The organism is Peterkaempfera bronchialis, from assembly GCF_003258605.2.
Classification (GTDB): Bacteria; Actinomycetota; Actinomycetes; order Streptomycetales; family Streptomycetaceae; genus Peterkaempfera; species Peterkaempfera bronchialis.
Genome location: NZ_CP031264.1, coordinates 486,233 through 504,806, shown reverse-complemented (window position 1 = coordinate 504,806; position 18,574 = coordinate 486,233). Strand labels below are relative to the sequence as shown.

The following is an 18,574-nucleotide window of genomic DNA, read 5'->3' as shown; positions in this document are numbered from 1 at the left end:
CCCCGCCCGGATCACGCAGCGGGCGCAGGCCCCCGGGCAGCTCGCCGTCCGCACGCAGCTGGTTCACCGCAGCGTCCATGTACCGAGTGTCGAACAGTACGAGGGCGTTGAGGACGAGGCCCAGGGCGCCGATCTGGTCTTATCCGAACTTGGCATGCTGACCGCCTGGGGCCGTCTGTCCGCCGATAGGTCGCTGAGAGTAGCGGCCGAATTCCTTGAGGATCAGCGGCCTCCCGGGCCGTGTCGCCGAGCCGGTTTTCGCGAGGGTGCCCGACGAGAACGTCACTGGGCCTTGGAAAATGCTCCTCATGGACGATGCTTTTACGCTCCTTCGGCGAGCGACTGATCTACTCCCCGAGGGCGCCCGGGCCGAAAACGGTGTGACGGTTGACGACGTGCGCGACTATCAACGGCACCAGGAGTGGGAGCTTGTCCTTGACCTCTTGATGGAGATCGCGGACGAGCAGCCGGCTTCCTTGCGATTCTGGTCGCTACTCGAGGACGCAGCCCGCCAGATGATGCTGGAGCACAGCGCCGACTGGTGCGAGTGGCGGGCCTGGGAGACGCAGCACGGCACCCTCCGGGCCAGGCTGAGCCTGCTGAGCACGGAGGAGGGCGGACGTCAGACCGCCTTCTCCGGGCAGGGGGAGCTGCGGCCGCTCTGGGACATCGGCAACCGGGCGCCCGATGGCGGACAGTCAGTGAACGTTGCGCGACTGTGGGTGGAGGGCGCACCCGGCCTGGCACCGGGAGAAAGCGCGACGGTCCGTTTGGCGCCATTCAGCCCCGAACAGTGGCGCCATGTGCAGCCTGGCGGTGTGATCACAATGCACGAGGGCAGGCCGGTTGTCGGCACGGCCGTGATCATCGAGGTCACACCGCCTTCCGTCCCTGGGCGCGAGGGAGATCTGTAGGGCGATCTGCAGGGTATCCGAGTCGCTCGGGGGGTTGCGGGTCAATCCGGGCTGGTCGCGTAGCGACCGCAGATGGGAAGATGGCCAGTATGACGATCAACAGAAAGGCCCATGCCGCGTAGGCGGCCTGGGCGCGTCCTGGCCGAGTTGCCGCGCCGGCGCCCGAAGCATGACGACATCACGGCCATCCGTGGCATCTCCTCGGCCGCACTCGCCGAGGTTCGACGGATCGAACGTCAGAAGAAGTACCTGTGGCCGGGCTCGATAGCGTCAGCGATGGTGCGCTGGCGGAGCTTTGTCCACCAGCCGAGTCGACGGTTGTGGGAGTACGAGAGCGGTGGCTGCACGGAGTGGGCCTGTTGCGGTGATCCGTGGCAGGCCCGCGAGTTCCTCGAAGCGGTGATGCTGGCGATGTCCCGTCGCCGGTCGCGCGAACTCCGCAGCCTCGTTGAGGCTTTGGACCGACGGTACTGATGCGAGGCGGCACCGCTGTCACTGCTCGGCATCAAGACGTCCGGCACTGCTGCGGAGTTTCTGCTCGGCGGCGGCGAGGCTGGCTTCGATCGCGGCGACCTCGCCGAGCCAGCCCTGTTCCTTGGCCTCCTGGAGCCGGTCGAGCAGGTTCGCGTGGATCTCCTTCAGACGGGGCATCTGCTCGGGATCGGGCCGCAGGACAGGGCAGCGAATGCACGCGTGCTCGTGGACACAGGGGGTGCCGAAGTCGCGTGCGCAGGTGCCGAGGGCGACCTTCCGCAGCTCGAAGTGGGCCAGGAAGTCCTGCCACTCCTGGGCGGTGGGCTCGCGGTACTCCTCCCCGGGGCGCAGTGACCGGCGGCGGGCGATGAAGAACCGGTGGTGGTTGATGACGTCCTCGGGATAGATCGCGGCATAGCCGAGGGTCGTGTCGACCATCCGGTGGCCGCAGATGCGGGCGGCGATGTGCGGGGGCAGGCCGGAGCGGAGGGCGTCGGTCATGAAGATTCTTCGGAAGTCGTGGGGTGTGTATCGCAGCTGCTCGTTGCCGGGCCCGGTCAGCCCGCTGGCGGCGAGGGCGTCGTTGAGGCAGGTGTAGATGTCGTTGCGCGGGATGGCCCGGTCCTCCGAGCCGCAGCGGCGCTGGAAGAGGAACGGCATCGGTGCACTCCAGAGCCGTTCCAAACTGTCGTAGGCGGAGACCAGGGGCATGGCCTGCTGCCCGCGCCGGACGCGATGAATGATCGCAGTGAGCACCTCGCCGAGCTCTGGTGAGACCAGCAGCAGCCGCTCCTGGTCGAGCTTGGACGGGGCGACCTGGATCATGGGCACGATCTCGCCGGTGAGTCTCGGAGCGGTCGGTGGAACGCTGGCGGCGGCAGTGGCGCGAGGAGGGCCTGGCCGGGGTGGCGTCGACTGTCAGACATGCGGATAGCCAGACTGGAGCGGGAGTTGGAGCGCGGCCCGCCGGCCCACGGGTGGACCGATCAGCGGTGGACGCCGGCCCGGGTGAAGACGGTGATCGGCCGACTGTTCCACGTCTCGTACACCGTGGAGGGCACGTGGCGGCTGCTACGGCGGCACGGCTGGCCTTCGCCGACGCCGAGGGTGGCAAGTGGAGCGGCCTGGACCGCACGCTCGCTGCCCTGCGCGACGGCGGCGTCCTCCTGCTCGACGACATGGACCCAGCCCGCTACACCCTCGCCGAGCACCGCGCGGCCATCGCAGGCGTCCGTGCCGCGCTCCGGGCCCAGGCCGGCCTGGCCGTCGTCGACCTCCCGGTGGGCAGCGGCCACATCATGGCCACCATGCGGCCCCGTGCCGCCGTCGCGTGAGGCGGCGGCAGCCGATCAACCCCCTGCGATCGGTGCTGAACACCTGGACGGCGACGACCGCACCTTCCTGCACGCGGGTCCGCCCCTGGGCACGGAGCCGCCACCCGCGCCGATGCGCTCCGCACTCATCGGTGCGCTCCTGCTGGAAGGCACCGGCCGGCACACCCGAGGAAGCCGGGCGCCTTGTGCAGGATGCCCCCGAGGCGGTCACGTCGGCGGATGTCGAGGTGGGTGAGCCGGTCGAGCTCGGTGATCGGTTCGGGTAGTGCGCAGAGAGGTGCGGCGCTGGCGAGGCTGCGGTGGGGCCTGCTGGTTGTAGAACTGCTCGTACTCGCGCAGCGCGTGGAGTAGGTGAGCCTGGTTCCGGATGAGGGTGTGGTCGAGGAGCTCGGTTCGACAGGATCGCACCCAGCGTTCCGTGATCGTATTGATGCGGGGGATCCGGATGCCGGTCTGGACGGCAGGGAAGAGTACGAGGAGGCCGAACGCGTCACGGAAGATCTTCAACGACTGCCTCTCGGGCGAGACGAACGAGATGCTCCGCTCCAGGGCCCGGATCCTCCCGGCACCGGGCACCCCCGGGTGGCTCGGGGGTGCCCGGTGCCGGCGCGGGGATACTGGCTGCCATGCGCATCGACTACGACCCTCAGGCCATGGACTCCAGGGCGTTCTACAAGCTGCTCACCGCCGTGGTGGTGCCACGGCCGATCGCCTGGGTGTCGACCCTCGCGGCGGACGGGGAGACGGCCAACCTCGCACCGCACTCGTTCTTCACCGTGGCCTGCACCGATCCGCCGGTGGTGCAGTTCACCTCCGTGGGCCGCAAGGACTCGCTGCGCAATGCGGAGGCGACCGGGGAGTTCGTGGTCAACTTCGCGCCGGAGCCGCTCCTGGATCAGATCAACGCCACGGCCACCGACTTCCCCGAGGACCTGGGGGAGTTTGACGCGGTCGGCATCGAGCGGGAGCCCAGTCTGCGGGTGAAGCCGCCTCGGGTGGCGGCGTCGCCGGTGGCGCTGGAGTGCCGGCTGCACAGCACGCTCTGCCTGGGGAACTCCACGGTGGTCTTCGGCACGGTCGTCCATGCCGCCGTGCGGGCGGACACGGTGGTGGACGGGCACCCCGAGATCGGGCGGCTGCGGCCGCTGTCGCGGCTGGGGAAGAACGAGTGGGGGACCATGGGCGAGATCAAGGAGCTGGCCCGGATTCCTTACCAGGACTGGCAGCAGCAGGGCTGAGCACCGACCGTGAAGCGTAGCTGTGGCTCCGGTTAAGAAAACCTCGATGGACTGAAACCCCGCCACCGGGCAGATTGTCTCTGCCCGGTGCGGTGACCGTACGCAGGGCATCCCCCATGCCTGTCCGCGCGCCTTCCCCCCAGGGCGCGGACAGGCGTGTCCACCGCGCGTACAGGAGCCGCAGCCATGAAGGCACTGGTGAAGGAGAAGGCCGAGCCCGGGCTGTGGCTGATGGATGTGCCGGAGCCGTCCATCGGGCCCGGCGAGGTGCTGATCAAGGTGCTGCGGACCGGCATCTGCGGCACCGACCTGCACATCCGGGCGTACGACGGCTGGGCGCAGCAGGCCGTGCGGACCCCTCTGGTGCTCGGTCATGAGTTCGTCGGCGAGGTCGCCGAGACCGGGGCGGACGTGGTGGACATCGCGGTCGGCGACCTGGTCAGCGGTGAGGGCCACCTGGTCTGCGGCAAGTGCCGCAACTGCCTGGCGGGCCGCCGCCACCTGTGCCGGGCCACGGTGGGCCTCGGCGTGGGCCGGGACGGCGCCTTCGCCGAGTATGTGGCGCTGCCCGCCGCCAATGTCTGGGTGCACCGGGTGCCGGTGGACCTGGACACCGCCGCCATCTTCGACCCGTTCGGCAACGCGGTGCACACCGCGCTCTCCTTCCCGCTGGTCGGCGAGGATGTGCTGATCACCGGCGCGGGCCCGATCGGCATCATGGCGGCGGCCGTCGCCCGGCACGCGGGCGCCCGCAATGTGGTGATCACCGATGTCAGCGAGTACCGGCTGGAGCTGGCCCGCAAGGTCGGCGTGAGCCTGGCCCTGAACGTCGCCGAGACCTCCATCGAGGAGGGGCAGCGCCGCCTCGGGCTGCGCGAGGGGTTCGACATCGGCCTGGAGATGTCGGGCCGCCCGGAGGCCATGCGCGACATGATCGCCAATATGACGCACGGCGGCCGGATCGCCATGCTCGGCCTGCCGTCGCAGGAGTTCCCGGTCGACTTCGCCCGCATCGTCACCTCCATGATCACCATCAAGGGCATCTACGGCCGGGAGATGTTCGAGACCTGGTACGCCATGTCGGTGCTGCTGGAGGGCGGCCTGGACCTCAGCCCGGTGATCACCGGCCGCTACCCGTACCAGGACTTCGACGCCGCCTTCGACGACGCCGCGAGCGGACGCTGCGGCAAGGTCATCCTCGACTGGACCGCCTGAGCACCCGAGCACCCGAGCCCCCGAGCACCTGAGCACACCTAGGAGCCTCCCGCCATGTTCGACTCGGTACGCGACGACCTGCGCGCCACCCTGGACGAGATCCGCGCCGCCGGCCTGCACAAGCCGGAGCGGGTCATCGGCACCCCGCAGAGCGCCGCCGTCGCCGTCACGGCCGGCGGCCGACCCGGCCCGGTGCTCAACTTCTGCGCCAACAACTACCTGGGGCTCGCCGACCACCCCGAGATCGTCGCCGCCGCCCGCGAGGCGCTGGACCGCTGGGGCTACGGCATGGCCTCGGTCCGCTTCATCTGCGGCACCCAGGAGGTCCACAAGGAGCTGGAGGAGCGGCTCTCCCGCTTCCTCGGCACCGAGGACACCATCCTCTACTCCTCCTGCTTCGACGCCAACGGCGGCGTCTTCGAGACCCTGCTCGACGAGCGCGACGCCGTGATCTCCGACGCCCTCAACCACGCCTCCATCATCGACGGCATCCGGCTCTCCAAGGCCCGCCGCCTCCGGTACGCCAACCGCGACCTGGCCGAGCTGGAGCAGCGGCTGAAGGAGTCCGGCGACGCCCGCCGCCGGCTGATCGTCACCGACGGCGTCTTCTCCATGGACGGCTATGTCGCCCCGCTGCGCGAGATCTGCGACCTGGCGGACCGCTATGACGCCATGGTGATGGTGGACGACTCGCACGCCGTCGGCTTCGTCGGCCCCGGCGGCCGGGGCACCCCTGAGCTGCACGGTGTGATGGACCGGGTCGACATCGTCACCGGCACCCTCGGCAAGGCGCTCGGCGGCGCCTCCGGCGGCTATGTCGCCGCCCGCGCCGAGATCGTCGCCCTGCTGCGCCAGCGCTCCCGCCCGTACCTCTTCTCCAACTCCCTCGCCCCGGTGATCGCCGCCGCCTCCCTCAAGGTCCTCGACCTCCTTGAGGACTCCGAGGGCCTGCGGCAGCAGCTGCGCGACAACACCGCGCTGTTCCGCACCCGGATGACCGAGGAGGGCTTCGAGATCCTGCCCGGCGACCACCCCATCGCCCCGGTGATGATCGGCGACGCCGCCACCGCCGGGCGGATGGCCGAGCTGCTGCTGGAGCAGGGCGTCTACGCCGTCGGCTTCTCCTACCCGGTGGTGCCGCACGGCCAGGCCCGCATCCGGGTGCAGCTCTCCGCCGCGCACTCCGCCGCCGACGTGGAGCAGGCCGTGGCCGCGTTCGTCGCCGCGCGGGCCGCCCTGGCAGGATGAACGGGTGATCGATGCGCGGCGGCTGCGGACTCTCCGGGCGGTGGCGGACCACCGTACGGTGACCGCCGCGGCCGCCGCGCTGTACCTCACCCCCTCCGCCGTCTCCCAGCAGCTCGCCGCCCTGGAGAGCGAGACCGGCCACCGGCTGCTGGAGCGCCACGGCCGAGGCATCCGGCTCACCCCCGCCGGGGAGATCCTGCTCACCCACGCCCACGCCGTCCTGGCCCAGCTGGAGCGGGCCGAGGCCGAGCTGGCCGCGTACACCTCGGGTGCGGCGGGCGAGCTGACCGTCGCCTCCTTCGCCACCGGCATCGGCCTGGTGCTCGCCCCCGCCCTCACCGAGCTGGCCCGCACCTCGCCCGGCATCCGGGTCCGGGTGCGCGACGCCGAGGGCGACGAGAGCCTGCCGATGGTGCTCGACGGGCGGGCCGACCTGGCCGTGGCCGTGGAGTACCGGGGAGCGCCCCGCGAGGACGACCAGCGGCTGGCCCGCGTCCCGCTCTACGCCGAACCGTTCGACGCGGTGCTGCCCGTCGCCCACCGGCTCGCCGACGCCGGCCGGGTCCCGGTCGGCGACCTGGCCGACGAGCCCTGGATCGGCCCCTACCCGGGCAACCCCTGCCATGACGTGGTCGTGCTGGCCTGCGAGTACGCCGGGTTCCAGCCGCGCCTGGTGCACTCCTCCGACGACTTCCGCGCCGTGGTCGCGCTGGCCGGGGCCGGTGCCGGGGTCGCCCTGGTGCCCCGCTCGGCGCTGCGCGGCATGGAGCTGACCGGGGTCGTGGTGCGCCCGGTCGACGGGGTGTCCGCCACCCGCCGGGTCTTCGCCGCCGTGCGGCGCGGCGCGGAGGACCACCCGCTGATCCGCCCGGTACTGGACGCCCTGAAGACCGCCGCCGAGCCGATCCACCCCGGCGGCCAGGCCGCCTGACCCGGCCCCCCGGCGGGGCCCGGCTTCGAGGTGTCCACCCGGCCGCCGGGCAGTAGGGTCGGCCGCAGGCGCGGTCAAGTCGGGAGAGAAGGGGAACACCCGTGGCGATTCGGTTGGGACTCGGGCTGCCGCAGGCCAAGCAGTACGACCTGGGCCGGGATGTGGTGGAGGTGGCCCGCGCGGCGGAGCAGACCGGCTACCAGAGCCTCTGGGTCTTCGAGCGGGTGCTCTTCCCCGAACGGACCAAGCAGGGGCTGTACGGAATCCCCGGACTGCCCTGGCCGGACTTCTACCGGTCGATCGCGGAGCCCCTGGTGGTGCTCTCCCTGGCCGCCGCCGTCACCGAGCGGGCCCGGCTGGGCAGCAGCGTGCTGGTGGCGCCGCTGCATGGGCCGGTCCAACTCGCCCGCGCCCTCGCCACCCTGGACGCGGCAAGCCGTGGCCGAGTGGTGGCCGGCTTCGGCACCGGCTGGTCGCTGGACGAGTACGCGGCGGCGTCCGTGGTCCCGTTCGAGGAGCGCGGCGCGGCCCTGGACGAGCTGCTGGACATCTGCGCGGCGGTCTGGGGCCCGGACCCGGTCTCGTACCAGGGCGCCCACGCCGTCATCACCGAGGCGGAGGTCGGACCCAAGCCCGCCCGCCCCATCCCGGTCTATCTGGCGGCCGGCAACGGCAGGGCGCTGGACCGGGTGGCCCGCCGCGCCGACGGCTGGCTGCCGACCGGCCGACCGCCGGAGCAGCTGGCGGCCGTCTGGCGGCAGCTGACCGAGCAGGCCGCCTCCTACGGCCGCGACGCGGCTGCGCTCGGATTCTGCGTACGGGCCAATGTGCGGCTCACCACGGCGCCGGTCGGCGACGCGGACCGGCGGCCCTTCGTGGGCACCGTCGAGCAGATCGTGGCGGATGTGGCCGCGCACGCCGAAGCGGGCGTCCACGAGGTGCTGATCGACCTCCAGAACTGCGCCCGCGACGGCCGCGAGCTGACCGACCTGGCGGCCCGGGTGCACGCGGACATCCGCGCCGCAGGGGTCTGACCGACCCGCCCGGCCCCCTTGCCGTCGCACTATGCTGCACCGACGGCGGACCGGCGGCGAGGGGAGCAGCGGACATGGGCGGCGAGACGATCCCGGTGGCGGTGATCGGGCTGGGCGACATAGCCCAGAAGGCGTATCTCCCGGTACTCACCGCGCAACCCGGGCTCGACCTCCACCTGATGACCCGGGACCGGGCCAAGCTCGACCGGATCGGCGACGGCTACCGCCTCCCGCACCGCCACACCGAGCTGGACGCGGTGATCGACGCGGGGGTACGCGCCGCGTTTGTGCACGCCTCCACCGACCAGCATGTGCCCATCGTGGAACGGCTGCTGGCCGCCGGCGTCGATGTCTATGTCGACAAGCCGCTCGACTACCGGCTGTCCGGCGCCCGGCGGCTGGTCGACCTCGCCGAGCAGACCGGGCGGTCGCTGATGGTCGGCTTCAACCGCCGCCACGCCCCCGCGTACACGCAGGCACTGGACCGTCCCCGCGAGCTGATCGTCATGCAGAAGAACCGCGAGGGCCTGCCGGAGGACCCCCGCACCGCCGTCTTCGACGACTTCATCCATGTGGTCGACACCCTGCGCTTCCTGGTCCCCGGCGAGATCCGGCACACCGACGTCCGGGCCCGGGTCAAGGGCGGCAGGCTCCACCATGTGGTGCTCACCCTCGCCGGGGACGGCTTCACCGCGCTCGGCATCATGAACCGGGTCAGCGGCTCCGCCGAGGAGATCCTGGAGGTCTCCGGCGCCGACAGCAAGCGCGAGGTGCACAACCTCTCCGAGGTGGTCGACCACCGGGGCCAGCCCACGCTGCGCCGACGCGGCGACTGGGTTCCGGTCGCCCGCCAGCGCGGCATCGAGCAGGCGTGCACGGCCTTCCTCGGCGCGGTACGGCAGGGCAGGGTGGTCTCCGCCCGCGACGCCCTGCGCACCCATGAGGTGTGCGAGTACGTGGTGGAGCAGGTGACCGCATAGCGGCGCGCGCTTGCCTTGGAGCGCGCGCGAGCACCTAGCGTCCCTTCCCGGTACGGACCACCGCACCCCACCGGAAGGGAAGCCCTGCCATGGAGACCACCCGCCTCGGCGGACCCGGCGGCATCGAGGTCAGCGCGCTCTGCCTGGGCGTGATGTACTTCTCGACCATCGTCGACGAAGCGACCTCCTTCGCCCTCCTCGACCGCTTCACGGAGGCCGGCGGCACCTTCGTCGACACCTCCGACAACTACCCCTGCTGGATCGACGGCTATGACGGCAGCGAGAGCGAACTGCTGCTCGGCCGCTGGCTGGCAGCCCGAGGCGCCCGCGACCGGACCGTGGTCGCCACCAAGGTCGGCGCCCTCCCCGACCCCCGGCGCGGCACCGAGTGGCCCGCCAACGCCGAAGGGCTGGGGGAGCGGGCCGTCCGCGCGGCCGTCGAGGGCAGCCTGCGCCGACTCGGCACCGACCGGATCGACCTCTACCAGACCCACATCGAGGACCGCACCGTCCCCCCGGCCGAGACCGTCGGAGTCCTCGCCGACCTGGCCGAGGAGGGCACCGTCGGACTGCTCGGCGTCAGCAACCACCGCGCCGACCGGATCGCCGAGGCCCGCGCCCTGGCCGGCGACCGCCCCCGCTACCGCGCGGTGCAGCAGCGGCACAGCTATCTGCGCCCCCGTCCCGACGCCGACTTCGGCGTCCAGCGCTGGGCGGACGGGCCTATCCTGGACCTGGTCCGCGCCGAGGACGACCTCACCCTGCTCGCCTACTCCCCGCTGCTCTCCGGCTCCTACACCCGGCCCGACCGGCCGCTCCCGGAGCAGTACCGCCACCCGGGCACCCGGCAGCGGCTGAGCGAACTGCGCCGGGTCGCCGCCGAGACCGGTGCCACGCCCCACCAGGTGGTGCTCGCCTGGCTGCTGCGCAGCGACCCGCCGGCGATCCCGATCCTCGGCGTCAGCACCATGGCCCAGCTGGAGGAGGCGCTGGCGGCGGCCGACCTGGTGCTCGACGCCGACCAGCTGGCCCGCCTCGACGCCGCCGGGGCTCCGGCCGTTCAGCGTGAGTGACGCACCGTCACCTCTTCTCGGGCGTCGGCCTCCAGGGATGCGGCACCGTGCTGGTCGGACACGGTCACCCGGATGACCAGCGCCTTGGTCGTCGCGTCCTGGGTGCAACCGATGCGCCAGGAGACCGGGTTCCGGATGCCCAGCGTGGTCCGCGCCTCGGCCACCAGCACGGGAAGCCGCTCATACGGAAGGGAGCGCAGATCGATCCCCGGTGGGGGCGGCGCTGCCGCCGTCCTCATGGTCATCCGCCCGTCCTCGATGGTGAGTTCGGAGACCTGCGATGTCCCCGCCGCCGCTGTCATCGACTCGGCGAGGCGGCGGATCTCCCTGTCGCGGAGCATCGCCCCCTCGGGCCCGGACACCGTGGTGACGGACACCGTGGTGACGGACGACGACGCGCCGGACGACGACGCGCCGGACGACGATGCGCCGGAGGCGGTGACGGTGAGGGTGGACCGCGAGGACGGGGAGGGGTGCGCGGTGTCGTTCGCGAACAGCTCCGCCCGGCAGAGCAGGACCACGACCGCCGCGCCGATCAGAAACCCCAGGATGCCCATCCCACAGGACGCGCCATCCGGCAGCGCTTCCACCGTCGTGGACTCGGGCGCGGAGTCCACCGGCATCCTCGGCGTACGCGCCCGCCGCAGGTGAGCGCTGACCGCCGGCACCAGGCCCATCAGCAGCAGGAGGCCGACGCCCGCGACGGCCAGGGGCACCTTTCCGGTGATCGGTGCGACGACAAGGCACGCCAGGCCGCAGCCGGCCGTGCCGCCGACCAGGAAGCCGCGCGCCGGGGCCGCCGGTGCGGCGGTGGCAGGGCGCCCGGTCTCGGTGATCGCCATGCGGGGATTGTGCCGGGCCAGGGTGGGCGCCGGGAGGCCGTGGGCTGAACTCCGAAACCGCCCCCCGGAGTTGGTCCACTGCGGCGGGCGAAGCACTAACGCAGCCGGGCGGCGGGGCGCGGGCCGGGGGTGGCACGCGGGCCGGGGTCGGCGCGCGGGTCGGAGAGGCGGGGGAAGAGCGGGGCCGGGGCGGGCAGCGGGCTGCCCGCGCACTGGGCGGTGATCCGGGCGGCGCCGTCGGGCAGGAACGGGGCCAGCTCCCGGCCCAGGGCGCGGCAGGCGTGCACCAGCACGGCCAGCACCTCATCCAGGCGGGCCCCGGCGCTGCGGTCGCCGGACCGCTCGGCGCGGGCCAGCTCCCAGGGCCGGGCCGCCTCGATATGGCGGTTGGCCTCCTCGACCAGGCCGAGGACCGCAGCGGTGGCCCGCCGCAGGTCGAAGCCGTCCAGCGCCGCCGACACCCGGTCCGGCGCGGTCCGGCAGGCCCGCACCACCGGGCAGTCGGGCAGCGGTACATCAGGCACCACGCCGCCCCGGTAGCGGTGCACCATGGCGACGGTCCGGTGCACCAGGTTGCCCGCCCCATTGGCCAGCTCCATGTCGAACCGCGCCACCAGCCGCTGCTCGGTGAAGTCGGCGTCGCCGACCCGGGGCACCTCCCGCAGCAGCCACCAGCGGACCGCGTCCGCGCCGTACCGCTCCACCAGCCCCAGCGGATCGACGGTGCCGCCCGCCGCCGACTTGCTGATCTTGCGGCCGTCCACGGTCAGATAGTCGTGCACCAGGATGTCCGTGGGCAGCGGCAGCCCGGCGGAGAGCAGGATCGCGGGCCAGTACACGGCGTGGAAGCGGACCACGCCCTTGCCCACGTGGTGCACCCGCCGCTCGCTGCCCTCCCACCACTCGTCGTAGGCCGCGCCGCCGGTCGCGTGGTCCAGCGCGGTGACGTAGTTGCCGAGGGCGTCCCACCAGACGTACACCACCTGGTCCGGGTCGCCGGGCACCGGGATGCCCCAGCCTCGGGCGCGCTCCCGGGAGCGGGAGACCGAGAAGTCGCGCAGCCCGGAGGCGATGAAGGAGAGCACCTCATTGCGGCGGGCCTCCGGCTCGATCCGCAGCCGGCCGCTGCTGACCAGCCCGTGCAGCCGCTCGGTGTACCGGGAGAGCCGGAAGAACCAGTTCTCCTCCACCACCAGCTGAGGCTCGGTGCCGTGCTCCGGGCAGCGGCCTCCGTCCAGCTCCTCCTCCGGGTAGAACTGCTCGCAGCCCACGCAGTACAGGCCCGCGTAGTGCTTGCGGTAGAGGTCGCCGTTGTCCGCGCAGGCCCGCCAGAGCCGTTCCACCCCGGGCCGGTGCCTCGGGTCGCTGCTGGTGCGGAGGAAGTCGTCGGTGGAGAGCGAGAGCGGACCGCGCAGCGCCGCGAAGGCGTCGGCGTTGCGGTCCACCAGCTGCTGCACCGGAACGCCCTGCTCCTCGGCGGCCAGGACGTTCTTCAGCGAGTTGTCGTCGGTGCCGGTGAGCAGCCGCACCCGGTGGCCGAGCCGCCGATGGTGCCGGGCCAGTACGTCCGCCTGCACCAGCTCCAGCACAAAGCCCAGGTGCGGCCGGGAGTTGACATAGGGGATGGTGGTGGTCAGGTAGTGGCGGGGCGTCGCCTGGGGGTTCACGCGGGGAGCTCCTCGTCGTCCAGCGGCGGGGCTCCGGCTGCGCGTTGTGCGCCCGACGGCCCCGACTCGGGGCCTCGGATGGTGTAGGTCGTCCGGATTCAGCAGCCCCTGGAGCGGGGCATCATCTGCTGGTGCGCGGGCGACGTGATCATGCGCTCGACGGTAGCAGAACGGCCGCGCCGCCCGCACTCGGGTATCACCGGGCCCCCGGAGACGCTGGGGGCGGCGGGACTTCCTCGCCCAGCAGATAGCGGGCACCGGCGCCGGTCCGAGCCGCCGTGTCGTCCGGGTTGTACAGGCCGCACTTGCGCAGCGACAGGCAGCCGCAGCCGATGCAGTCGCCCAGCCGGGCGCGCAGCCGCTGGAGATCCGCGATCTGCGCGTCGATGCGGTCCTGCCAGGCAGCCGCCACCCCGGCCCACTCGACGGCGGTGGGCGGCCGGTTCTCCGGCAGGGTGGCGAGGGCCCGGCGGGCCTCCTCCAGGGAGAGCCCGACCTGCTGCGCGGCCCGGACGAAGGCCACCCGGCGCAGCGTCGCCCGGGGGTAGCGGCGCTGCCCGCCCGAGGTGCGCTGCGCGTGGATCAGGCCGAGCTCCTCGTAGTAGCGCAGCGCCGAGGTGGCCAGGCCGCTGCGGGCGGAGAGCTCGCCGATGGTGAGGCGGTCGTGCGGTGGAGTCACGGCGGCGATCATACGGTGTTGACTTCAAGCCCGCTTGAAGTTGCAGCATCGTGGCATGACGCTGACCAGCGAGAGCACCCGATTCCGCTACCACGATCTGCCACGCCTGATGGCGCTGATGACCGGCGACGAGAAGCACGGCCCGGCCGCCACCTCCACCCTGGACGCCCTCTGGGTGCTCTACGACCGGGTACTCCGGGTCACACCGGAGACCGCCGACGCCCCGGACCGCGACCGCTTTCTGCTCTCCAAGGGCCACGGTCCGATGGCCTACTACGCGGTGCTCACCGCCAAGGGGTTCCTCGACCCCTCCCTGCTGCCCGGCTTCGGCGCGTTCGACTCCCCGCTGGGCCACCACCCCGACCGGGTGCTGCTCCCCGGCGTGGAGATCGGCAGCGGCTCGCTCGGCCACGGCCTGCCGCTCGCCGTCGGTACCGCGCTCGGCCTGCGGGCCCAGGGTCTGACCCGCTCCCGGGTGTGGGCCCTTGTCGGCGACGCCGAACTGGACGAGGGCTCCAACCACGAGGCCATCGCCTATGCGGGCGCGGTCGGCCTGGAGGCCCTGCACACCGTGGTCGTCGACAACTCCTCTGCCACCCACGGCTGGAGCGGCGGCATCGCCTCCCGCTTCGCCGCCGAGGGCTGGTCCGCCCGCACCGTGGACGGGCGCGACCACGCGGCCCTGTACGAGGCGTTCACCACCGCGCACCCGGGACGCCCGCATGTCGTCGTCGCCCTGGTCGAACCCAAGCGCTGACCTTCCCCAGGCCCGCCCCCACCCCCACCGAGGAGACCCCCGCCATGCCGACCATGCGCGACCGCTTCGCCACCGTGACCAGCCGCCTGCTGGACGAGGACCCGCGCCTCGCCCTCGTCCTCGCCGACATCTCCGCCGACCGCTTCACCACGGCCGCCGCCGCCCACCCCGACCGGGTGCTCAATGTCGGCATCCGCGAGCAGCTGATGGTCTCCGTCGCCGGCGGCCTCGCCCTCACCGGACTGCGGCCGGTGGTGCACACCTTCGCCAGCTTCCTGGTCGAGCGGGCCTTCGAGCAGATCAAACTGGACCTCAACCACCAGGACGTCGCAGCCGTGCTGGTCAGCGCCATGGGCTCCTATGACCTGCCGGAGGGCGGCCGGACCCATCAGTCGCCCGGCGATGTGGCACTGCTGGACACCCTGCCCGGCTGGACGGTGCACATCCCCGGGCACCCCGATGAGGCGGAGGCCCTGCTGCGCGACGCGGTGGCGGCGGACGGCCGGGTCTATGTACGCCTCTCCGAGCAGCGCAACACGTCGGCGCAGCCGGTCATCCCCGGGCGCTTCACCGTGGTCCGCGAGGGCTCGGCGGGCACGGTGGTGGCGGTCGGCCCGATGCTCGACGCGGTGCTGGCCGCCGTATCGGGCCTGGATGTGACCGTGCTGTACGCGGCCACCGTGCGGCCCTTCGACGCCGCAGCGCTGCGGGCGGCCGTGGCGGCAGGTCCGGCGGATGTGGTGCTGGTGGAGCCGTATCTCGCCGGTACCTCGGTGCCGTTCGCGGCCGAGGCCCTGGAGCGGCTGCCGCACCGGCTGCTCGGCCTCGGCGTCGCCCGGCCCGAGCTGCGCCGCTACGGCACCATGGCCGACCACCTGGCCGCGCATGGGCTGGACCCGCGCTCGCTGCGCGAGCGGATCGCCGCCTTCCTGCCGCTGCCGGTCTGAACCTCCGGGGCCCGGCGGGTGGCCGTCAGGCCGCGGTGCCGTGCTCCGTCGCCGTGGCGCCCCGGCGGTCCGCCGGCAGGTCGGCGGGGTGCTCGTCCGCCACCGGGGACTCCGGGCGGCGCAGCAGCAGCCAGCTCCCGACGGTGGCGGCGACCAGCAGTGCGGCGGCGAGCAGCGAGGCCGCGTTCATACCGTGCACAAAGGCGGCCCGGGCGCTGCTCAGGACCGCGCCGGCGGTCGGCTGCGGCAGCCCGGCGGCGACCTCGGCGGCGCCGCCCAGCGAGTCGCGCACCTGGTGGGTGGCCGCCCCGCCGAGCCCCTGGGGGACGGCTACCCCGCTTCGGTACAGACCGGTGAGCACCGAGCCGATCAGGGCGATGCCCAGCGCCGCGCCCAGCTCATACGCGGTCTCGGAGACCGCCGAGGCGGCGCCTGCCTTGCGGGCCGGGGCTGCGGTCAGCACCAGGTCGGTGGAGAGGGTGTAGACCAGGCCCTCCGCCGTGCCCACGGCGAGGAAGACCGTGCCGAGCAGCAGATAGGAGGTGTCGGCCCGGGCCCAGCCGAGGGCGCCGAGGCCGAGCCCCATCAGCAGCAGCCCGCCGGAGAGGGCACCACGGGCACCGGCCCGCCGGACGATCCACCCGGTGAGCAGCCCACCGGCGATGGCGCCGGCGAAGGCGGGCAGCTCGGCCAGTCCGGCGCGGAGCGGGGAGTAGCCACGGACCAGCTGGAGGTACTGGGAGACGAAGAAGACCACGCCGGAGAGGCCGACCAGGGCGACCAGGGCGCCGATGACGGCTGCGGTGAAGCGGCGGTCGGTGAAGAGCCGGATGTCCAGCAGCGGCACCGCCAGCCGCAGCTGGCGCCGGGCGAACACCACCAGGGCGGCGGCCCCGAGCAGACCCGCCGCGACCACATCGGCGCGGGCGGTGCCATGGACGGCGGCCTCCTTCACCGCGTACACCACGCCGATGATGCCGGTCATCGACAGGGCCACGCTGGGGAGGTCCCAGGCGCCCGGCCTCGGGTCGCGGGACTCGGGGAGCAGCCGCGCGCCGAGGACGATCAGCAGGACCATCACCGGCAGGTTGATCAGGAAGACCGAGCCCCACCAGAAGTGCTCCAGCAGGAACCCGCCGACCAGCGGCCCGGCTGCGGCACCGGCGGTGGCGGCGGCGCCCCAGACACCGATGGCGGTGGCGCGTTCGCGGTCGTCGGGGAAGATGCTGCGGATCAGCGACAGGGTGGACGGCATGATGGTGGCGCCGGCGACGCCGAGTACGGCGCGGGCGGCGATCAGCCAGCCCGGCCCGGGAGCGTATGCGGCGACCAGGGAGGCGGCGCCGAAGCCGGCCGAGCCCCAGAGCAGCAGCCGTCGGCGGCCGATGCGGTCGCTGAGCGAACCCATGGAGACCAGCAGTCCGGCGAGGACGAAGGAGTAGACGTCGCCGATCCAGAGCAGCTGGGTGCCGCTGGGGTGCAGGTCCTCGCTGATGAAGGGGATGGCCAGGGAGAGCACGGTGGCGTCCACGGCCACCAGCAGCACACCCAGGACCAGCACGCCCAGGGCGAGCCGGCGGCCACGCTCGGTGCGGATGCGCTCGGTGCGGATGCGATCGGTGCGGGTGCGGTCGGTGCGGGCGGAGCGGTCGGTGCGGGCGGAGGAGTTCGGGGTCTGCGGGGCGCTGGTCATGGTGTAGCGGGTCTCCTGGTGGCCCCGCCGAGGAAGAGTTCGGCGAGGGCGTGGGCACTGTCACGGGGGGCGAGGCGGCCGTCCTGGACGGCCCAGCCCACCCCGGCGACGAGATCGAGGAATGCCTCGCTCAGCCACGCGGCGGGAAGTTCGATGCGGAAGGCGCCCTCTTGCTGCCCACGGAGGAAGAGCTCCCGGACGCGGGCGTCGAGCCGGTCCCAGGACTGGTTGATCTCGCTGTCCTCGTAGAGCTTGCTCTCGCCGGTGAGGAAGGCGCACAGCTGGGAGACCGGGATCACGGCGTCGACCAGGCGGCGGACGGCGGCCGTGGCATCGCCCTCCTCGATGCGGGCCTCGTCCAGTGCCTCGGCGAAGCGCCGCAGGCCCAGCGCGCCCACCTCGCGCACCAGGGCGTCCCGGCCCGGGAAGAGCCGGTGCAGGGTGGCGCGGCTGATGCCGGCGGCGCGGGCGATCTCGTCCATGGCCGCCTGGGGCTGCCGGGAGAGTACGCCGACAGCGGCATTGAGCACGGAGTCACGGTCGATCGCCATGAGCCAACTGTAGCCCATGTGAGACAGTGGTGTCTCATATTTTTCGGTTGTGGCGCACAGCAGAAGCCGGTGGGCGGCTCAGGGCCGCCCACCGGCTTCGGGGTTCTGCGGGATCGGGGGTTCTGCGGGACCGGTCAGCTCTGGTTGTAGAACCCGGTGTCGTCCATCGGGCCGTCGATCACCATCACCTCGACCTCGGGCGGCGCCAGCAGGAACACCCGGCGGGCGATCCGCTCGATGCTGCCCCGGGTGCCGAAGACCAGACCGGAGGCGAAGTCGACCAGCCGCTTGGCGTCGCCGTCGGGCATCTCCGAGACATCCATGACCACCGGCGTCCCGGCCCGCACATGCTCACCGACGACCCGGGCGGTCTCGAAACCGGTGGGGCGCACCGAGACGATCCGGGCGGCCTCGGCGGGGGCCTGGGCCGCCACCGCATCGGTGGCCCAGGGATCCTCGTACACGGGGGCCGCGTAGCCGCCGGAGGGCATCAGCCACCCGTGGTGCTCGTCACGAAGTGCTCCCATGTCGCGCCTCCCCATCCCGTCACGTCCTGTTCCCGCGGCCTACCCGTCTTCTGACGTGTCATCCACTCGCCGGAACTGTCCGAGTATCGCACTGATCAGTCGATCCGCGCCTGTGGAGGACCGCCGTTCGGGTGGTGGCGCGCGGGACGACTGACGCCTTGTGCGACGCCGCAGGTCGGCGAACGGTTCCAGGCGGGCAGCCGTCAACCAGGATTGACTGAACGTCAGTCTCCCGTGGCGCCGTCGATCCGCTCGCGGAGCAGGTCGGCATGCCCGACGGTGGCCAAGAGGCTGTGGCGCGGTCAGGAGGTGTCGCTGCCCTCGCACTTCATGGCGAGGGTGGCCCGATGGAAGTCCAGCCAGGAGTCGAGCAGGTCCCGTTCGCCGCCGACAAAGGGCGGCGCGGTACGTGTACCGGTCATGACGGCCATCCTGACCGGCCTCCGCTGCCCACCGCGAACCATTTCCGA

At 72.6% G+C, this 18,574-nt stretch carries 18 protein-coding genes and 3 pseudogenes; 12 read left to right on the top strand and 9 right to left on the bottom strand.

The window, feature by feature from the left end:
• Positions 1-308 precede the first annotated feature (308 nt).
• Positions 309-914, top strand: a complete 606-nt coding sequence (locus tag C7M71_RS02300; protein ID WP_322975137.1) for a hypothetical protein — start codon at positions 309-311, stop codon at positions 912-914.
• A 492-nt stretch (positions 915-1,406) separates the two neighbouring features.
• Here C7M71_RS02300 and C7M71_RS02290 read toward each other — a convergent pair whose 3' ends face one another.
• On the bottom strand, positions 1,407-2,213 hold the full coding sequence (locus tag C7M71_RS02290; protein WP_111489278.1) for a tyrosine-type recombinase/integrase: 807 nt from the start codon (positions 2,211-2,213) through the stop codon (positions 1,407-1,409).
• A 20-nt stretch (positions 2,214-2,233) separates the two neighbouring features.
• On the opposite strand from C7M71_RS02290, the pseudogene C7M71_RS33335 reads away from it, so the two are divergent.
• Both C7M71_RS33335 and C7M71_RS30460 read left to right on the top strand, forming a co-directional pair.
• Positions 2,234-2,492, top strand: a pseudogene (locus C7M71_RS33335) (winged helix-turn-helix domain-containing protein); the annotation flags it as partial.
• Positions 2,450-2,722, top strand: a complete 273-nt coding sequence (locus C7M71_RS30460) for a hypothetical protein (RefSeq protein ID WP_162824105.1) — start codon at positions 2,450-2,452, stop codon at positions 2,720-2,722. The pseudogene C7M71_RS33335 and the gene C7M71_RS30460, both read left to right, overlap by 43 nt.
• A gap of 125 nt (positions 2,723-2,847) precedes the next feature.
• Here C7M71_RS30460 and C7M71_RS31330 read toward each other — a convergent pair.
• A pseudogene (locus tag C7M71_RS31330) lies at positions 2,848-3,181 on the bottom strand (integrase core domain-containing protein); the annotation flags it as partial.
• A 167-nt stretch (positions 3,182-3,348) separates the two neighbouring features.
• On the opposite strand from C7M71_RS31330, the gene C7M71_RS02275 reads away from it, so the two are divergent.
• From C7M71_RS02275 to C7M71_RS02245, 7 genes are all read left to right on the top strand, one after another.
• Positions 3,349-3,960, top strand: coding sequence for a flavin reductase family protein (locus C7M71_RS02275; RefSeq protein WP_111489277.1), 612 nt, complete (start codon positions 3,349-3,351; stop codon positions 3,958-3,960).
• A 186-nt stretch (positions 3,961-4,146) separates the two neighbouring features.
• On the top strand, positions 4,147-5,175 hold the full coding sequence (gene tdh / locus C7M71_RS02270; protein ID WP_111489276.1) for an L-threonine 3-dehydrogenase: 1,029 nt from the start codon (positions 4,147-4,149) through the stop codon (positions 5,173-5,175).
• A gap of 54 nt (positions 5,176-5,229) precedes the next feature.
• Complete coding sequence (locus C7M71_RS02265) at positions 5,230-6,423, top strand: glycine C-acetyltransferase (protein ID WP_111489275.1); 1,194 nt, start codon at positions 5,230-5,232, stop codon at positions 6,421-6,423.
• 4 nt (positions 6,424-6,427) lie between these two features.
• On the top strand, positions 6,428-7,354 hold the full coding sequence (locus C7M71_RS02260; protein ID WP_111489274.1) for a LysR family transcriptional regulator: 927 nt from the start codon (positions 6,428-6,430) through the stop codon (positions 7,352-7,354).
• 101 nt (positions 7,355-7,455) lie between these two features.
• On the top strand, positions 7,456-8,388 hold the full coding sequence (locus C7M71_RS02255; RefSeq protein ID WP_111489273.1) for an LLM class F420-dependent oxidoreductase: 933 nt from the start codon (positions 7,456-7,458) through the stop codon (positions 8,386-8,388).
• Between the two features lie 74 nt (positions 8,389-8,462).
• On the top strand, positions 8,463-9,368 hold the full coding sequence (locus C7M71_RS02250; RefSeq protein ID WP_111489272.1) for a Gfo/Idh/MocA family protein: 906 nt from the start codon (positions 8,463-8,465) through the stop codon (positions 9,366-9,368).
• An 89-nt stretch (positions 9,369-9,457) separates the two neighbouring features.
• Positions 9,458-10,441: an aldo/keto reductase gene (locus C7M71_RS02245; RefSeq protein WP_111489271.1), complete on the top strand. Its 984-nt coding sequence runs from the start codon at positions 9,458-9,460 to the stop codon at positions 10,439-10,441.
• Here C7M71_RS02245 and C7M71_RS02240 read toward each other — a convergent pair.
• The 3 genes from C7M71_RS02240 to soxR all read right to left on the bottom strand — a co-directional run bounded on the left by C7M71_RS02240 (position 10,429) and on the right by soxR (position 13,641).
• A complete protein-coding gene (locus C7M71_RS02240) occupies positions 10,429-11,283 on the bottom strand; it encodes a hypothetical protein (RefSeq protein ID WP_111489270.1) in 855 nt (284 codons plus the stop codon). The two genes, C7M71_RS02245 and C7M71_RS02240, sit on opposite strands and share 13 nt — an antisense overlap.
• 95 nt (positions 11,284-11,378) lie before the next feature.
• A complete protein-coding gene (locus C7M71_RS02235) occupies positions 11,379-12,950 on the bottom strand; it encodes a methionine--tRNA ligase (RefSeq protein ID WP_114914135.1) in 1,572 nt (523 codons plus the stop codon).
• Between the two features lie 196 nt (positions 12,951-13,146).
• Entirely contained in the window at positions 13,147-13,641 is a 495-nt protein-coding gene (soxR, locus tag C7M71_RS02230; RefSeq protein ID WP_407675847.1) for a redox-sensitive transcriptional activator SoxR, read from the bottom strand.
• A gap of 43 nt (positions 13,642-13,684) precedes the next feature.
• Between soxR and C7M71_RS02225 the strand changes: the two genes are divergently transcribed.
• Together C7M71_RS02225 and C7M71_RS02220 are read left to right on the top strand one after the other, a co-directional pair.
• Positions 13,685-14,386 carry a thiamine pyrophosphate-dependent enzyme gene (locus C7M71_RS02225; protein WP_111493876.1) on the top strand — a complete coding sequence of 234 codons (702 nt, stop codon included), beginning with the start codon at positions 13,685-13,687 and terminating at the stop codon, positions 14,384-14,386.
• A 44-nt stretch (positions 14,387-14,430) separates the two neighbouring features.
• On the top strand, positions 14,431-15,333 hold the full coding sequence (locus C7M71_RS02220) for a transketolase family protein (RefSeq protein ID WP_111493878.1): 903 nt from the start codon (positions 14,431-14,433) through the stop codon (positions 15,331-15,333).
• A 25-nt stretch (positions 15,334-15,358) separates the two neighbouring features.
• On the opposite strand, the gene C7M71_RS02215 is transcribed toward C7M71_RS02220, so the two are convergent.
• The 4 genes and pseudogenes from C7M71_RS02215 to C7M71_RS33095 form a co-directional block, all read right to left on the bottom strand.
• Positions 15,359-17,026: an MFS transporter gene (locus tag C7M71_RS02215; RefSeq protein WP_111493880.1), complete on the bottom strand. Its 1,668-nt coding sequence runs from the start codon at positions 17,024-17,026 to the stop codon at positions 15,359-15,361.
• Positions 17,023-17,577 carry a TetR/AcrR family transcriptional regulator gene (locus C7M71_RS02210; protein WP_111493886.1) on the bottom strand — a complete coding sequence of 185 codons (555 nt, stop codon included), beginning with the start codon at positions 17,575-17,577 and terminating at the stop codon, positions 17,023-17,025. Before C7M71_RS02210 ends, C7M71_RS02215 begins: the two co-directional genes overlap by 4 nt.
• 134 nt (positions 17,578-17,711) lie before the next feature.
• Complete coding sequence (locus tag C7M71_RS02205; protein WP_229758482.1) at positions 17,712-18,104, bottom strand: cell division protein SepF; 393 nt, start codon at positions 18,102-18,104, stop codon at positions 17,712-17,714.
• A 317-nt stretch (positions 18,105-18,421) separates the two neighbouring features.
• Positions 18,422-18,535, bottom strand: a pseudogene (locus C7M71_RS33095) (Mini-circle protein); the annotation flags it as partial.
• Positions 18,536-18,574 lie beyond the last annotated feature (39 nt).

Bases quoted from the DNA above. Each gene is read 5' to 3' on its own strand.
- C7M71_RS02300 (WP_322975137.1), top strand. From the start codon at position 309: ATGGACGATGCTTTTACGCTCCTTCGGCGAGCGACTGATCTACTCCCC.
- C7M71_RS02290 (WP_111489278.1), bottom strand. From the start codon at position 2,213: ATGATCCAGGTCGCCCCGTCCAAGCTCGACCAGGAGCGGCTGCTGCTG.
- C7M71_RS02275 (WP_111489277.1), top strand. From the start codon at position 3,349: ATGCGCATCGACTACGACCCTCAGGCCATGGACTCCAGGGCGTTCTAC.
- tdh (WP_111489276.1), top strand. From the start codon at position 4,147: ATGAAGGCACTGGTGAAGGAGAAGGCCGAGCCCGGGCTGTGGCTGATG.
- C7M71_RS02265 (WP_111489275.1), top strand. From the start codon at position 5,230: ATGTTCGACTCGGTACGCGACGACCTGCGCGCCACCCTGGACGAGATC.
- C7M71_RS02250 (WP_111489272.1), top strand. From the start codon at position 8,463: ATGGGCGGCGAGACGATCCCGGTGGCGGTGATCGGGCTGGGCGACATA.
- C7M71_RS02245 (WP_111489271.1), top strand. From the start codon at position 9,458: ATGGAGACCACCCGCCTCGGCGGACCCGGCGGCATCGAGGTCAGCGCG.
- C7M71_RS02240 (WP_111489270.1), bottom strand. From the start codon at position 11,283: ATGGCGATCACCGAGACCGGGCGCCCTGCCACCGCCGCACCGGCGGCC.
- soxR (WP_407675847.1), bottom strand. From the start codon at position 13,641: ATGATCGCCGCCGTGACTCCACCGCACGACCGCCTCACCATCGGCGAG.
- C7M71_RS02225 (WP_111493876.1), top strand. From the start codon at position 13,685: ATGACGCTGACCAGCGAGAGCACCCGATTCCGCTACCACGATCTGCCA.
- C7M71_RS02220 (WP_111493878.1), top strand. From the start codon at position 14,431: ATGCCGACCATGCGCGACCGCTTCGCCACCGTGACCAGCCGCCTGCTG.
- C7M71_RS02215 (WP_111493880.1), bottom strand. From the start codon at position 17,026: ATGACCAGCGCCCCGCAGACCCCGAACTCCTCCGCCCGCACCGACCGC.
- C7M71_RS02210 (WP_111493886.1), bottom strand. From the start codon at position 17,577: ATGGCGATCGACCGTGACTCCGTGCTCAATGCCGCTGTCGGCGTACTC.
- C7M71_RS02205 (WP_229758482.1), bottom strand. From the start codon at position 18,104: ATGGGAGCACTTCGTGACGAGCACCACGGGTGGCTGATGCCCTCCGGC.